This is a genomic window from Methylicorpusculum oleiharenae, from assembly GCF_009828925.2.
Classification (GTDB): Bacteria; Pseudomonadota; Gammaproteobacteria; order Methylococcales; family Methylomonadaceae; genus Methylicorpusculum; species Methylicorpusculum oleiharenae.
In genome coordinates, this window is sequence record NZ_WUTY02000001.1 from 2767061 (window position 1) to 2782458 (window position 15398).

Annotated in this window: 11 protein-coding genes; 3 read left to right on the forward strand and 8 right to left on the reverse strand. The window is 46.1% G+C overall.

Annotated features, from left to right (window positions below):
- Positions 1-4 precede the first annotated feature (4 nt).
- The 5 genes from aceE to zwf form a co-directional block, all read right to left on the reverse strand.
- Positions 5-2683: a pyruvate dehydrogenase (acetyl-transferring), homodimeric type gene (gene aceE / locus GO003_RS12520; RefSeq protein WP_159656475.1), complete on the reverse strand. Its 2679-nt coding sequence runs from the start codon at positions 2681-2683 to the stop codon at positions 5-7.
- 174 nt (positions 2684-2857) lie between these two features.
- Positions 2858-4156 (reverse strand): citrate synthase, encoded by a 1299-nt coding sequence (gene gltA / locus GO003_RS12525; protein WP_159656473.1) that lies wholly within the window; start codon positions 4154-4156, stop codon positions 2858-2860.
- Between the two features lie 159 nt (positions 4157-4315).
- Positions 4316-4960: a bifunctional 4-hydroxy-2-oxoglutarate aldolase/2-dehydro-3-deoxy-phosphogluconate aldolase gene (locus GO003_RS12530; RefSeq protein ID WP_159656471.1), complete on the reverse strand. Its 645-nt coding sequence runs from the start codon at positions 4958-4960 to the stop codon at positions 4316-4318.
- Between the two features lie 205 nt (positions 4961-5165).
- The gene (edd, locus tag GO003_RS12535; protein ID WP_159656469.1) at positions 5166-6986 is read right to left on the reverse strand and encodes a phosphogluconate dehydratase; all 1821 of its coding nucleotides are present in this window, start codon (positions 6984-6986) and stop codon (positions 5166-5168) included.
- A 203-nt stretch (positions 6987-7189) separates the two neighbouring features.
- Positions 7190-8656, reverse strand: coding sequence for a glucose-6-phosphate dehydrogenase (zwf, locus tag GO003_RS12540; protein WP_159656467.1), 1467 nt, complete (start codon positions 8654-8656; stop codon positions 7190-7192).
- Between the two features lie 757 nt (positions 8657-9413).
- On the opposite strand from zwf, the gene purE reads away from it, so the two are divergent.
- The 3 genes from purE to GO003_RS12555 all read left to right on the forward strand — a co-directional run bounded on the left by purE (position 9414) and on the right by GO003_RS12555 (position 12087).
- Positions 9414-9914 carry a 5-(carboxyamino)imidazole ribonucleotide mutase gene (purE, locus tag GO003_RS12545; RefSeq protein ID WP_159656465.1) on the forward strand — a complete coding sequence of 167 codons (501 nt, stop codon included), beginning with the start codon at positions 9414-9416 and terminating at the stop codon, positions 9912-9914.
- Entirely contained in the window at positions 9911-11005 is a 1095-nt protein-coding gene (locus GO003_RS12550) for a 5-(carboxyamino)imidazole ribonucleotide synthase (RefSeq protein ID WP_159656463.1), read from the forward strand. The genes purE and GO003_RS12550 overlap by 4 nt, the downstream gene beginning before the upstream one ends.
- A 326-nt stretch (positions 11006-11331) precedes the next feature.
- Positions 11332-12087, forward strand: a complete 756-nt coding sequence (locus GO003_RS12555; protein ID WP_159656461.1) for a peptidase — start codon at positions 11332-11334, stop codon at positions 12085-12087.
- Positions 12088-12233: 146 nt separating this feature from the next.
- On the opposite strand, the gene GO003_RS12560 is transcribed toward GO003_RS12555, so the two are convergent.
- From GO003_RS12560 to GO003_RS12570, 3 genes are all read right to left on the reverse strand, one after another.
- Positions 12234-13214: an alpha-E domain-containing protein gene (locus GO003_RS12560; protein WP_159656459.1), complete on the reverse strand. Its 981-nt coding sequence runs from the start codon at positions 13212-13214 to the stop codon at positions 12234-12236.
- A complete protein-coding gene (locus tag GO003_RS12565) occupies positions 13214-14665 on the reverse strand; it encodes a circularly permuted type 2 ATP-grasp protein (RefSeq protein WP_159656457.1) in 1452 nt (483 codons plus the stop codon). Before GO003_RS12565 ends, GO003_RS12560 begins: the two co-directional genes overlap by 1 nt.
- Before the next feature lie 530 nt (positions 14666-15195).
- The gene (locus GO003_RS12570) at positions 15196-15387 is read right to left on the reverse strand and encodes a hypothetical protein (protein WP_159656455.1); all 192 of its coding nucleotides are present in this window, start codon (positions 15385-15387) and stop codon (positions 15196-15198) included.
- Between the last annotated feature and the right edge of the window lie 11 nt (positions 15388-15398).

The following is a 15398-nucleotide window of genomic DNA, read 5'->3' on the forward strand; positions in this document are numbered from 1 at the left end:
CTTGTTATAAGCGCCAGGGTGCAGGGCTGTCTGGGTTGATGCCGTACTGGGTTATAGCGTTTTTAACTGTGGTCAATTCAATTTCTCCGGCATCAGCAAGGCTTTTTAATGCAGTTACCACAATATGATACCGGTTGACTTCAAAGAAACGGCGCAACGCTTCGCGGCTGTCGGATCTTCCAAAGCCATCCGTACCCAAGACTGTGTAAGGAGCTGAAATATATGGACGAATTTGATCGGCAAAAAGACGAATATAATCAGTTGCTGCAACAATAGGACCTTTGGCATTTTCCAGGCACTGTTTGACGTGGGGTTTGAGAGGGGTTTCAGTAGGATGCAGGCGATTCCAGCGATCACATGATTGACCATCTCTTGCTAATTCAGTAAAACTTGGACAACTCCATAAATCCGCTTCAACTTTCCAGTCCGCTTTAAGCAATTCCGCAGCTGCAACCACTTCTCTGAATATGGTTCCCGAACCCAGTAATTGAACGCGGGGTGCTTTGCTCTTGCCGCCTGGTTTGAACAAATACATACCTTTAAGAATATCCTGTTCGATACCTTGCGGCATCGCCGGATGTTCATAGTTTTCGTTCATGACCGTCAGGTAATAAAAGATATCTTCCTGTTCGGCGTACATCCTGCGCATACCGTCCTGAATAATGACGACGACTTCGTAGGCGTAAGTGGGGTCATAGGAAACGCAGTTCGGAACGGAGCTGGCAAAAATATGACTGTGTCCGTCTTCATGCTGTAAACCTTCTCCGTTTAAGGTTGTTCTGCCAGCGGTGCCGCCCAGCAGGAAACCGCGCGTGCGTTGATCGGCTGCTGCCCAGATCAAATCGCCTATCCGCTGGAATCCGAACATTGAATAAAAAATGAAAAACGGAATTAATGGAACATTGTGTGTCGAATAAGATGTACCGGCTGCAATCCAGTCACAGATTCCGCCCGCTTCATTGATGCCTTCCTGTAAAACCTGTCCGTGTTTGGATTCTTTGTAAAACATCAACTGATCGGCATCCTGCGGGGTATAAAGTTGACCGACCTGAGACCAGATGCCCAGTTGTCTGAACATGCCTTCCATACCAAAGGTGCGCGATTCGTCGGGCACGATCGGAACAATGCGGTTGCCGATGTTTTTGTCCTTGACCAGGATGTTTAGCATGCGCACAAAAGCCATGGTCGTGGAAATTTCTCGCCCTTCGCCGGTGCTTTCCAGCAAGGATTTAAAGGTATCCAGAACTGGAATTTCAAGCGGTGTGGACTTTGCTCTTCTGTTGGGCAGAAAGCCTCCAAGTTCTTCGCGGCGTTTACGCATATACGCCATTTCTTTGGAGTCTTCGGCAAATTTCAGATAAGGCAATTTTTCAAGATCTTCTTCATCAATGGGGAGTTCGTAACGTTCTCTGAAACGTTTTAACGAATCGCCGCTCATTTTCTTTTGTTGATGCGAGGTGTTTTGCGCTTCGCCCGATTCACCCATTGAATAGCCTTTGATGGTCTTGGCTAAAATGACGGTAGGTTGACCTTTATAATTTATAGCGGCATTAAATGCGGCATATATTTTCATCGGATCATGTCCGCCCCGATTGAGCTGCCAAATATCCAGATCGGATAAATCTGCGACCATCGCTTTCAGTTCAGGTGTATTGAAAAAATATTCGCGGACGTATGCGCCGTCTTTAGCTTTAAAAGTCTGGTAGTCACCGTCAACGCATTCCATCATGCGTTTGACCAGTAAGCCGTCCTTGTCTCTCGCGAAGAGCGAATCCCAATGGCGGCCCCATATGACTTTGATGACATTCCAGCCGGCGCCTCTAAACGTGCTTTCAAGTTCCTGAATAATTTTGCCGTTGCCTCGTACCGGTCCGTCCAGACGTTGCAGATTGCAATTGACGACAAAAATGAGATTATCGAGTTTTTCCCGTCCCGCCATGCCGATAGCGCCTAGCGATTCAGGTTCGTCAGTTTCGCCGTCTCCCAGGAAACTCCAGACCTTACGACCTTCGGTTTGGGCAAATCCGCGATCTTGCAGGTAGCGCATAAAACGAGCCTGATAAATCGACATAATGGGTCCCAGGCCCATCGAGACAGTTGGAAATTGCCAGAATTCGGGCATTAACCAGGGATGCGGATAAGAAGACAAGCCATTTCCATCAACTTCCTGCCGGAAACGATCCAATTGTTCTTCGTTTAGACGGCCCAGCAGATAAGCGCGGGCATAATCACCCGGTGCCGAATGCCCCTGGATATAGACAAGATCCCCGTCATTAGTCTCTGATGCACCCCGCCAAAAATGGTTGTGACCAATGTCATAAAGGGTTGCCGCCGATGCGAAACTGGCGATATGGCCGCCGACATTACTATATTTATTGGCTCTCAGTACCATCATCATGGCATTCCAGCGTATATAGGACCGGATCCGCCGCTCGATCGTTATGTCTCCGGGAAACTGTATTTGCTGGTCTAGGGAAATAGTATTGATGTAGGCGGTATTTGCGCTGAAAGGAATTTGTGACCCGGATTGGCGGGCTTTTGCCACTAATTTCTCAATGAGATATTGGGCTCTATCCTTGCCTTCATGTTCCAGAACCGCATCAAGTGCATCAATCCATTCCTGAGTTTCTACTGGATCAATATCTTCCTGTTCACTAACCGCAGGGATGGTGTTATTTGTCATTTATTTTTAGCTCCATCGTCAGACGCGATATCTGATTTTGTGTCAGAGTTTTATACTCCGCGCGGAGTATAGTTGTAAATTTTACGTGGTTAAATCGCAGCCGATTCTTATTGGTTTAGTTAAAAATAACATCAAAGAACCGGCAATGGTTTTTAAGCGCGATAGTATAAACCATTAACGCCCGCTAATGGCTATCACATCGCGTTTGGCGGGTCCTTTATACAATTGTCTCGGGCGGCCGATTTTTTGTTCTTTATCGGAAATCATTTCATCCCAGTGAGCAATCCAGCCTACGGATCTGGCCATTGCAAAGATAGCGGTGAACATGACTGTAGGTATGCCCAGCGCGCGCATCACAATGCCGGAATAGAAGTCGACATTAGGATACAGCTTCTTTTCAATGAAATAATCATCTTCCAGAGCAATGCGTTCCAGTTCAAGTGCGAGTTCAAACAGAGGATCATCGTGCAGTCCCAGTTCGGTAAGCACTTCATGACAGGTATTGCGCATCAGTTTGGCGCGCGGGTCATGGTTTTTATAAACGCGGTGGCCGAAGCCCATTAGCCGGAAAGGATCATTTTTATCCTTGGCGCGTTTTATGAATTCGCCAATTTTTGATTTATCACCGATTTCCTCGAGCATTCTCAAGACGGCTTCGTTCGCCCCGCCGTGAGCGGCACCCCATAAACAGGCAATACCGGAAGTGATGCAGGCGTAGGGATTGGCGCCGCTGGAACCCGCCAAACGGACCGTCGAGGTCGATGCGTTTTGTTCATGATCAGCATGAAGAATCATGATTCTGTCCATCGCTCTGACCAGAACAGGATTTTGAACATAATCCTCACAAGGCGTGGCATGCATCATGTGCATGAAGTTTTCAACGTAGCCCAAACGATTTTGTGGGTACATGAAAGGCATGCCGGTGCTGTAACGATGACTCATGGCAACGATGGTCGGCATTTTGGCAATCAATCGAATAGCCGATAAATTACGGTCAATCGGGCATCTGATATCCAGTTCATGATGGTAGAAAGCGGATAATGCACCCACGACCGCTACTATGGTTGCCATAGGGTGAGCATCACGTCTAAAGCCTTTGTAGAAGTTGGTCAGTTGGTCATGCACCATGGTGTGATACGTAACTTCCTTAACGAAGCCCTGCATTTCTCTACCGGTAGGTAACTCGCTTTTAAGCAGCAGGTAACACACTTCCAGAAAGTCACATTTTTCCGCGAGCTGTTCAATTGGGTAGCCCCGGTACAGCAGAACGCCTTGGTCGCCATCTATATAGGTGATGGTGGAACTGCAACTTGCGGTTGAAGTGAAGCCTGGGTCGTACGTGAACATACCGGTTTTTTGGCTTAGCGTTCGTATATCGATCACATCGGGCCCTATGGTTCCCGATAAAACGGGCAGTTCACAAGACGTTTTCGTGGTTTCGTTCTGTAAAATTACATGGTTATCATCAGTCATGGCATAGCCCTTCTGGTTAAGTATTCGTATGTCATCCGGCCCCGGTCGGTCTGACCGCGTTCGGATGAGTTATTACCCATTACATTTTGTTAGCTGAATAATTCCGTTTGATTCAAAGCGGGCGAGTAGTTACCAAAAATGTTTAATTCTCTGGAACTATTACACGGCATTTGCTATGGCTGTTTTAGCCAGTTCTGTTATTTTTTGCCAGTTTTTGGTAGAGACGGCTTCATCGGGCGCAAGCCAGGAACCGCCTACGCACGCTACATTGGGTAGTTTCAAATACTCGTTGTAGTTATCCGCCGATATGCCGCCGGTGGGGCAAAAAGTAGCAGCAGGAATAGGGCCAGCGATGCCTTTTAACATATTGACGCCGCCCGCTGCAGAAGCAGGGAAAAATTTGAAATGGTCCAGGCCATATTCCATGCCCATCATTAGTTCGGATAACGTTGAAATGCCGGGTATCAGCGCAATCCTGCTTTTACAGGCGGCTTCCAACAGTCGAGGCGTAAGTCCGGGGCTGATGGCAAATACGGCACCTGCCTCTTCAGCGGCGGCTAATTGTTCGGGAGTCAGAATAGTGCCTGCTCCGACAATGGCGTCTTTGACATGGGTGCTGATTTCCTTGATAGCCTCAAGTGCAACAGGTGTGCGCAGCGTAATTTCAAGCACTCTTATGCCGCCTGCGACCAGGGCTTTAGCCAGAGGAACGGCATCTTCCAGTTGTTTAATGACCATTACGGGCATTACCGGTCCGGCGCTAAGAACATCTTTAGGATTGATTTTCCAGTTAATTTGATTCATTCGGTTCCGTATTTCAGAAAGTTAAATTATTCAGTTCGCTGTGTTTGCAAAATGACGCAGCATCCTTCAATTTTGATTCATCAAGCCTTCAAAAAGAGCTATTCAAGCTTCCACTATCAGAAGATAAGTGGGGCGAGTAAAAGTTCATGTCGCCGGTATTATTAAGGCTTGGATTCTGTTCCATGAGTTTTTTTAGTTTCCTGAGTTAATCATTGAAAAATAAATTGCTGGCACCATTTTCCGCCGAAGTGGCATTTAGACGGAAACCGGCAAATAACTCGCGGCCCATGCCATGATGGTGATCTTTAGCAGAGTTGATAGCCGGTTTGCGAGCGTTGAATTCGGCTTTATCGATCAATACGTTGATTTCGCCTGTTTGCGTATTCAAATGGATGATATCTCCGTTCCTTACTTTCGCAAGAGGGCCGCCATCGGCACATTCCGGGCACATATGAATGGCTGAAGGTACCTTGCCGGATGCGCCTGACATTCTGCCGTCAGTGACCAAGGCAACCTTAAATCCTTTGTCCTGCAGTGAGCCCAAAGGCGGAGTCAGCTTATGCAATTCAGGCATGCCGTTTGATTTAGGACCTTGAAACCGGATGACCGCGATAAAGTCTTTCTCCAATTCGCCGCGTTTGAAAGCAGCCATCAGATCATCCTGATCATCAAATACCAAGGCTGGCGCTTCGACAATTTGATGTTCTTTGGCAACTGCGGAAATCTTTGAAATGCCTCGGCCCAAATTGCCGTGCATGACATGCAAGCCACCGCCTTCGGCAAAAGGACTGGCAACAGAGCTGATCACTTCAGGGTCTAAAGATGCTTTAGGGGAGGGTTCCCAAGTGAGTTTGCCATCAATCACTTTGGGCTCTTGCGTATAGTTACTCAAGCCGGGTTTATCAGCAATCGTGATGATGTCTTCATGGAGCAAGCCGTTAGCCAGCAATTCGCCAATCAAGACACCCATGCCGCCTGCAGCCTGAAAATGGTTAACATCGGCCGGACCATTCGGGTAGATCTTAGCGAGCAACGGCACGGCACGCGAAAGCTGATCAAAATCATCCCAGTTCAAAATAATGCCTGCGGCGCGAGCGATAGCGACCAAATGCATGGTGTGGTTGGTTGAACCGCCCGTTGCCAGAAGACCGATAACCGCGTTGAGTATTGCTTTTTCGTTGATCAAATGCCCTATAGGTCTGAAGTCATTACCTTGAGCGGTAAATTTCAGTACCTGTCTGGCAGCTGCCTTGGTGAGTTCATCTCTTATCGGTGTATAAGGGTTGACGAATGAACTGCCAGGTAAATGCAAGCCCATGATTTCGACCATCATCTGATTGCTGTTGGCCGTGCCGTAAAAAGTACAGGTGCCGGGGCCATGGTAAGATTTGGATTCCGATTCCAGCAATTCCTGACGGCTGATTTTTCCTTCTGCAAATTTTTGCCTTGCCCGCGCTTTTTCCTTGTTGGTTATACCGCTGGTCATTGGGCCGGCGGGAACAAAAACAGCAGGAAGATGACCAAAAGTGAGTGCGCCGATCAACAGGCCAGGGACAATTTTGTCGCAAACGCCCAGATAAAGCGCTGCATCGAACATGTTGTGGCTCAGGCCAATTGCGGTTGCCATCGCGATCACATCGCGGCTGAACAAGGATAATTCCATGCCGGGTTGGCCTTGGGTCACCCCGTCGCACATTGCCGGAACGCCTGATGCAAATTGAGCAATGCCGCCGGCTTCGCTGATGGCCGCTTTGATCAATGCAGGGGCGTCTTTGTACGGTTCATGCGCAGACAACATATCGTTGTAAGAGGAAATAATGGCGACATTGGCTTTTTTTGTCGCGGCCAAATCGATTTTTTCACTGGCAGAACACGCTGCAAAGCCATGAGCTAAGTTTCCGCAACCGAGGCTTCCCCGCGATGGGCCGTCCGATACCGCAGAATCAATTCGGGCCAGATAGACTGCGCGGGTTTCGCGGCTGCGTTTTATCACATCCTGAGTAACTTTTTCTAATACCGAGTGCATAGCTTACTTCCTTCGATTGGCCGCTTTTGCGGCTCTATAAACAAGCGTTGTTATAACGAACGATTCAATTTTATCTTACAGGATTTTATTTAATCAGTTCTTTCTTACCATATACAAACTTTATAGGATATATAGCTTATTTGTCTTCCTGTCCTTTTAGTCTCCTGAATATGACAAAGGGCCGGTTTAACTGATCTTTCTGCTCAGCCTTCCCACGCTCTTCCATCCTGGGCCAGAAGAGAATCCGAAGCAATGGGCCCCCAGGTTCCTGCCGGGTAAGATATGGGCGATTCAAGCAGGTGGGTCCATGCATTCTGAATTGAGTCAATCCACGTCCAGGCCTGTTCGATCTCTTCACGGCTGAGAAATAGCGTAGGGTTACCCCGCATGGCCTCCAGCACTAATTTCTCATATCCGCCAAAAATACGGCTATTTTTAAATGTTTCTGAAAAGCTGAGATCCAGCTTGGTTTTTTGCAGTTTGATGTTTTCGTCAATCCCAGGAATCTTGTTTAACACCTGAATTTCAACGCCCTCATTCGGTTGCAAATGAATAATAAGTTTATTGGGAGGCAATTCGCGATAACTGTCTCTAAAAATATTGTGCGGCAGGCGTTTGAAGTTGATGACAATTTCAGTTCTTTTGCCGTTCATCCGTTTACCCGTCCGCAAGTAAAAAGGCACTCCGGCCCAGCGCCAGTTGTCGATATCAACCCTCAGTGCGACAAAGCTTTCGGTGATACTTTTTGTGTTGGCGCCTTCTTCCTCAAGATAACCGGGTACCGGTTTGCCTTTCATGTAACCCGCCGTGTATTGGCCGCGTACCGTTTTCTCTTTGACATTCTTGGCGGTGATCGGACGCAGTGCTTTTAGCACTTTAATTTTTTCGCTATGAATACTTTGGGCTTCGAGAGTGGCGGGAGGCTCCATGGCAACAAAAGTCAATATTTGCAGTAAATGATTTTGCAGCATATCCCGCAGTTGTCCGGTGTGATCGAAATATTCCCATCGGCCTTCAATCCCGACTTCCTCTGCCACGGTAATCTGTACATGGTCGATGGTGTTGTGATCCCAGTTGGTTGTAAAAATCGAATTGGCAAAGCGAAGTGCCAGTAAATTGAGTACCGTTTCTTTGCCTAGATAGTGATCGATTCTAAAAACCTGATCTTCCTTGAATACCTTGGCCACTTCATCATTGATCTCACGGGAAGACTTAAGGTCATGACCAATCGGTTTCTCCATTACCATTCTGGAGGTGCTGCTCAAAACGCCTGATTGATCAAGCCCTTGGCAGATGTTTTTGAAAAGCACAGGCGACACGGCAAAATAGTTGACCATGACGCGCTTCGAATGATCAACGAAATCTTGAAGCTTGGAATATTGATCCATTTGAGTCAGATCAATCTGCAAATATGACAGCCGTGATGAAAATCGTTTCCAGACGGCCTCATCCAGTTCCGTGTTTAGAAACTCCTGCAAGCTTTTATGAGCGATCTCAATAAAACCGGGTGAATCCAGTTCCATTCTATCGATACCGATGATACACGTTTCAGGTTCAATAAAATTGGATAGCTCGAGACGGTACAGACAAGTCAGTAATTTACGTCTGGATAAGTCGCCTAGTGCACCGTATATGACCAAGTCGCAAGGATTATAAGTTTTTGATGACATTGTTTTGATACTGGAGAAAATTTTTGAGTTTTTAACGTACTAACAAGTTAAAAGGGGGAAACGTTTTAAAGCCATCGACATCACGTATGCCACACTTTAGCAGTTTCATTTTTAGAGTTTTTACGAAAGTAAGAATTATTTGTTTTTTATAAGCAAAATGTAAACCATTTGTTAATTGCTATTTTAACTCTATGTAAAAAAACCAGTTTTTACATCCGATAAACAATAGGTAGATTTGAGCGCTCTTCAACAAGCAGCAAATAATACATTTTATTAAAAATAATGCACCATAAGTTCGTTGGTGCTTCATTTTGGTGCATTCGTGCCGAGCTTGCTGTACGGCTGCATGCGGGTGATTGTTGTTAGAATGTTTCCAGTCTATTCAAGTTTTTTCAATGATGTTTGGTAATCACTCAGAGTAGGTCGGGTTGCCTGCTTTTCGCAACCCAACAATTAAAACCCTGGCTTTAAATGTTGGGTTGGCTATCGCCAACCGCAACCTACAGGGTGCAACACCTTTGCCTGGTTGTTTCGCTGAATAGTTACGATGTTTGTTTAATTTGCCAGGACGATCTATAAGGCTTTACAGGTTCAAACCGTTTCTAAGCTGTGTGGGTTGGTTTCCGGGCTGGAATTAGATTTATTTTTTTGCCTTAAGACAGTAGAAATTTTTAAACCGGGTCAATTCAGGTATAATTAGCAACTTTTTTAATTTGTTGCATGTGCAATTGATGATGGTGTTGAGAGGAATTTACTGATGGCCGGTGTTTTGGTCGGGATAATTATGGGGTCAACGTCTGACTGGGAAACAATGCGTCACGCGGCGGAAAAGCTTGAACAGTTAGGTATTTCTCACGAAGTTGAAGTGGTCTCCGCCCACCGGACACCGGACAAACTATTTAACTATGCCGAATCGGCCGAGGCAAGAGGGCTGGAAGTCATTATAGCCGGAGCAGGCGGGGCGGCTCATTTGCCGGGGATGGTGGCAGCCAAGACACTGGTTCCGGTATTAGGTGTTCCTGTGCAATCAAAAGCGCTCAGCGGCATGGATTCTTTGTTGTCTATTGTGCAAATGCCGGCAGGTATTCCAGTCGGCACCCTCGCGATTGGAAAAGCCGGTGCGATCAACGCAGCTTTGCTGGCGGCCGCTATAGTGGGCAATAAATGTCAGGAACATAAAGAGGCATTGCGCCAGTTCAGATTGCAACAGACTGATTCAGTGCTAGCTAATCCAGATCCGAGAGAATTCGATTTATGATGGTGGGTATTTTTGGTGCTGGCCAGTTAGCCAGAATGCTGGCTTTGGCGGGCAAACCTTTAGGCTTGGAGTTCTTATTTTTGGATCCCGCATCCGAAGTCTGCGCTGCAGAGGTCGGTACTCATTTGCAGGGTGACTATACTGATCATGCTTTATTGATGCAGATGGCTGAGCAATGCGATGTGATCACGTATGAATTTGAGAACGTACCGGCTGAGACGATTGATTTTATTTCGGCACATGCAACGGTTTATCCGGCTCCCAAAGCGCTGGCTATCGGTCAGGACCGGTTGATAGAGAAGAACTTTTTGCGTGATCTGGATATTCCTACGGCACCATTTGCCGCTGTCGACAGTTTGAATGATCTGGAAAATGCCGCTGCAAAAATTGGATACCCCGCATTACTGAAAACCCGCCGTCTGGGCTATGACGGTAAAGGTCAGGTCCTGTTGCGTTCATCTTCAGATCTGATAGTGGGTTGGGATGAGCTTATGGGCGCGCCATGCATATTGGAGGGCTTTGTTCCGTTTCGCAGGGAAGTCTCCATCATTGCTGTCCGAAGTGTTTCAGGTGAAATAGCCTACTATCCGTTGTCTGAAAATCATCATAAAGGCGGAATCTTGCGGGTCGCCAAATGTTCTGAAAATGATCCATTGCAACAGCAGGCAGAGTCAATTGCGACCCGATTGCTCAGTGGCCTGGATTATGTAGGGGTCATTGCGGTCGAATTGTTTGATGTTGATAGCCATCTTGTTGCCAATGAATTTGCGCCGCGTGTGCATAATTCAGGTCATTGGACTATTGAAGGCGCGGAAACCAGCCAGTTTGAAAATCATCTCAGAGCGATTTTAGGTATGCCTCTGGGCAGGACATCCCCTCTGGGTTATTCAGCCATGCAGAATTTTATTGGCGGATTGCCGTCGCTAAAAGAATTGCTGAGCTTATCGGATGTTCATCCGCACTTTTATAACAAGGCGCCGAGAAAAGGCCGGAAAGTGGCGCATGCCACGGTTCGTGCGCACAGTCCTGAGCAGTTATCAGGGCGTATGGCGTATTTGGCAAAATTAGCCGGCCTTACGGACGATTCCTGATCGATAGGGGTGATTGAGCATTTTTAAAAATCAGAAATCCAGCAATTGGCGAGGTTTACAATAATTCTCAGTATGAACTTTTTATGTGGCTTTGAGGGTTGGCGTAAGCCTTGCGAGGAACGCCGTAGACCCATCCATGGGAGCTTTGGCGGCAGCATCCACGCAAAGCTTAAGCCTCTCCCTCTTAATCATCAAACTGGGAATCGTAGCGAGGTTTACCCGATTAAAATTTATTTTGCCTTATAAGTATGGACTGCTCCAATTAATCAGAAAGACCCGGCATTAAGGGTCCGCATGACCGTTTTAACTTTTAGAAAGATTTAATTATGACTTATTGTATCGCCGCCTCATTAAATGAAGGGCTTGTTCTTGTCTCTGACTCAAGAACCAACGCTGGAATCGATAACGTCAGTACCTATGGAAAAATGCACGCATTTGAAACGTCCAAGGACAGGACGATCGTCTTATTGAGCGCGGGTAACTTAGCGACGACTCAAGCTGTTTTGGAGCAGCTCAAAAGGGATAAAATCAAGGATGCAAAAATAAATATCAATACAGTGGATTATCTGTCGGAAGCGGCCCAGTATCTTGGGCAGGTCAGTCTTGAAAAACAAAAACAGCATATGGATGCAGAAGGGCAGTCCGCTTTCAATCCTTCGGCGACATTTATTCTTGCGGGGCAAATAGGCGATGAGCCGCCCGCCGCTTATATGATTTATGCTGAAGGCAATAACATTACCACCTCGGCTCATACCCCTTTTTTGCAAATAGGTGAAACAAAATACGGCAAGCCGGTATTGGACCGTTTTTTAAAGCCTGACAGTGATCTGGACGAAGCGGCGCTGTGTTGTCTGGTATCTATGGATTCTACAATTCGTAGTAACGTGAGTGTGGGGCCGCCTATCGAAATGGTTATTTATCGAAAGGACAGTTACAGGCTCGACGAATACTATTGCTTTGAATCGGAAAACGCTTATATGTTAAATCTTCGAAAAAGCTGGGAAGCAACTTTGCGGGAAGCATTTTCAAGACTGCCCGCACTGGATAAAACAAGATCCAAGTCATTATTGGCTGATTTGTAATCGGTTATTAAATGCTTGATCACCCGTCATTTCAAGAAGCGTTCCTGAATAACGTGGGTCACTAAAGAGATTGGTTCAGGGCGGAAAAACCGCCCATACAACGTCAGGCTAAATTCCAGGTTGTCTGATTTGTTTCTGGCACATTCCTAAGCTGAGTTTTGCTCTTCTGTCTTGGGGGAAGATTGGATTTGATCCTGCGTGCTGTTTAGAAACCAGTGTTGTGCAATCTGAGCGTGTAAAACACCCAGCCTGGATTGTAAATGATCCAGTATTACGCGTAGCTGTGTCTGAGTGGTTTGCCGCGTATCAATCAATTTGACGTAGTCTTGGAGTTCAGCCAATTTTTCAGGCAGCCGGTTGTGATTCGGTAACGATTTTATGGCGTCAGCCATTTCAAAAAGACAGCAATTGACGGAACGCGGCAAGGCTTCGTCCAAAAGCAGATAATTAAGCACGTCATCATCCTTGATTCTGCTTCTAACGTGCCGGCGATACATCAGCAGGGCGTTTAGAGATTGCAGAATATTCATCCAAAGTATGTTCTCGTATTGGCGTGCGCTCGGGCTTCTGGCTTCCGATAACAGTATGGAGCCCAATTCGAGTATTCGTGTGGTCATGTCGGCCCGCTCAATATTTCTGCCGAGTCTAATGAACCGGTAAGCGTTGTCATGGCTCATATAGCCCGATAAAAGCCCGTTGAAACGTTGGCAGCCCTCTAAAATCTCATTTAAAAAAAGTACTCGGCTTCGGCGGTTAATTATCGCATCGATTTGTTTATTGCTGTAAAGGTAAAGCTCGTTAACCTGTCTCCAGGCTTCATCCGGCATCAGTTCGCGAGACGTGCGGATATTTTCGCGTGCAAAACTCAAAGAGGATAGTAGGGAGCCTGGGTGCGTTGAGTCTGTTAATAAGAAACGCGTTACGTTTCTTTCCTGGCTTGAACTGTATCGAGAATAGAATGCATCTTTGCAGCCATTGATTTGAATTAAATGCTGCCAGCCCATTTCTACGTCTTTGGGTAAGTCCATCAGTAAATTCATGTGCACGTTAACTTGGCGAGCTATATTCTCAGTCCTCTCCAAATAACGAGCCAGCCAATATAAGCGCTCTGCAGAACGAGAAAGCATCAGTTTGTCTCCATGTTGATTATCCAGGTATCTTTACTGCCGCCACCCTGTGATGAATTGACGACCAATGAGCCTTTCTTCAAGGCGACACGAGTCAATCCTCCGGCCGTAACGAACGTGTTTTCTCCCTGGAGAATAAAAGGCCGCAGGTCAATATGTCGTGGTTCAAGTTTATTTTTGCACAAAGTCGGTGATGTCGATATCGCTAATGTTGGCTGGGCAATATAGTTTCTGGGGTTGCCCATCACTACTTTTCTAAACGCTTCTACTTCCTTGGCGGTTGCATGAGGTCCCACCAACATGCCATATCCACCGGATTCATTGGCGGGTTTTACCACAAGTTCTGCCAGATGTTTAAGAACATAATCCAGATGCGCCGGATCGCTGCATAAATAGGTTTCTACGTTCGGCAGTATGGGTTCTTCATTAAGATAATAGCGAATCATTTCAGGAACGTAAGCATAGACAACCTTGTCGTCAGCCACTCCGGCTCCCGGTGCATTGGCCAGGGCCACATTGCCTGCTTTCCATGCCCGCATCAGACCCGGCACGCCAAGGATGGAGTCTTTGCGGAAAACTTCGGGATCTAAAAAGTCATCATCAATACGCCGGTAAATAACATCTACCTTTTCGTGACCTTCAATGGTGCGCATGTAGACACAATCGTCATCATCGACTATCAAATCGCCACCTTCAACCAATTGAGCGCCCATTTGTTGAGCGAGGTAAGCATGTTCAAAATAGGCCGAGTTATAAATGCCGGGTGTCAGAACCGCTATTTGAGGCTTACCGTTCGGATTAGGAGCGATTGAGCAAAGCATTTCATGCAATTGCGTCGGGTAATCATCTATAGGAAGGATCTCTATGTCTTGAAGCAATTCAGGGAATACGCGCTTGGTAATGATCCTGTTTTCAAGCATGTAGGATACGCCGGAGGGTACTCGCAGGTTATCTTCCAGTACATACATGATGCCATCTTTGTCACGCACTAAATCGGTGCCGCAGATGTTTGCCCAGACATTATGTTTAGGCTTTATACCGACGCACTCTTTTCTGAAGTTTTTTGAGCTGCTTATTATTTCCCGCGGTATCAGGTTTTCCTTGATGAAGGTTTGCTGGTCGTAAACATCGCTGATAAAGCAATTTAATGCCGTCAGTCTTTGTTTAAGTCCTTTGTCTATGATTTTCCATTCACGCGCGTCAATGATTCTGGGAATGATATCGAACGGCCAAGCTCTATCTATATTACCTTCATCGCTGTATACCGTGAAGGTAATGCCCATTTCCAGGATGGCAAGTTCGGCTGCTGTTTTTCGTTTATCTATATCTTCCCTGTTGAGGGTGTTTAGATACTGACAAAGCGTATGGCTGACGGCGCGCGGTTGATATTCGGCAAACATCAGTTCATCGTAGGCGTTATCGGTTTTATAGTTTTCCCAGATACTAGACATAGTGTCACTTTTTATTATGTGGTTACTTTCCTCTGATTTAAGCATAAAAAATGCCAATTGGAGGTTTTATTATGCAGGGTAGGCGAATATCCTTAACTGAAGAAAAGATTACGTTTTGGACTTAGCGATTTTTTTTGTTTGAAAGGATCTTGATGATTTTACTGAGCGTACTTAAAAAGGTCAGGAAAGGTTAACATTTAATTAGAACCGCTCTTGGAAAGTCAAGTACTACTCGGTGTGTTTTGGCGCATTGTTTTGGTGCGTTATCGTGTGTGGTATGTATAAAGTGGTGCAGAGCATTGTCTGCGGCTTTATCCTTTGTTTTCAGGGAATCTGAATTGGTTCATAAACAGAGCAACTGGATAGCGATCAATCACTGTTTGGATAGGTATAAATTAAATTGCAGGCTTTAAGCACAATTAAAAAGTTTTAATCAAGCGGAGAGTATATTTTATAGAGAGGGGGGTTAATTGTGGCTTACTTGTGGGGTGCTTAAAAACCCCCGTCGAAGGTCAACGGGGGTGAATAACTTATTCTACAGCTGTATTTGAAGTTTTTCTTTTAGCAAAAGTTTTTTCAACTTCAGCTTTTTGGATTTGTATAGCGTCGCTTGCCAAATGCTCGGTTTCTCTGCTTTTCAACACCAAAACAAGGACGACTGTCACGACAATTATTCCGCCGATCCATAACCAAAAGTTATCTTTTTCTTGTGCTTCTGCCATTTTAATATCCT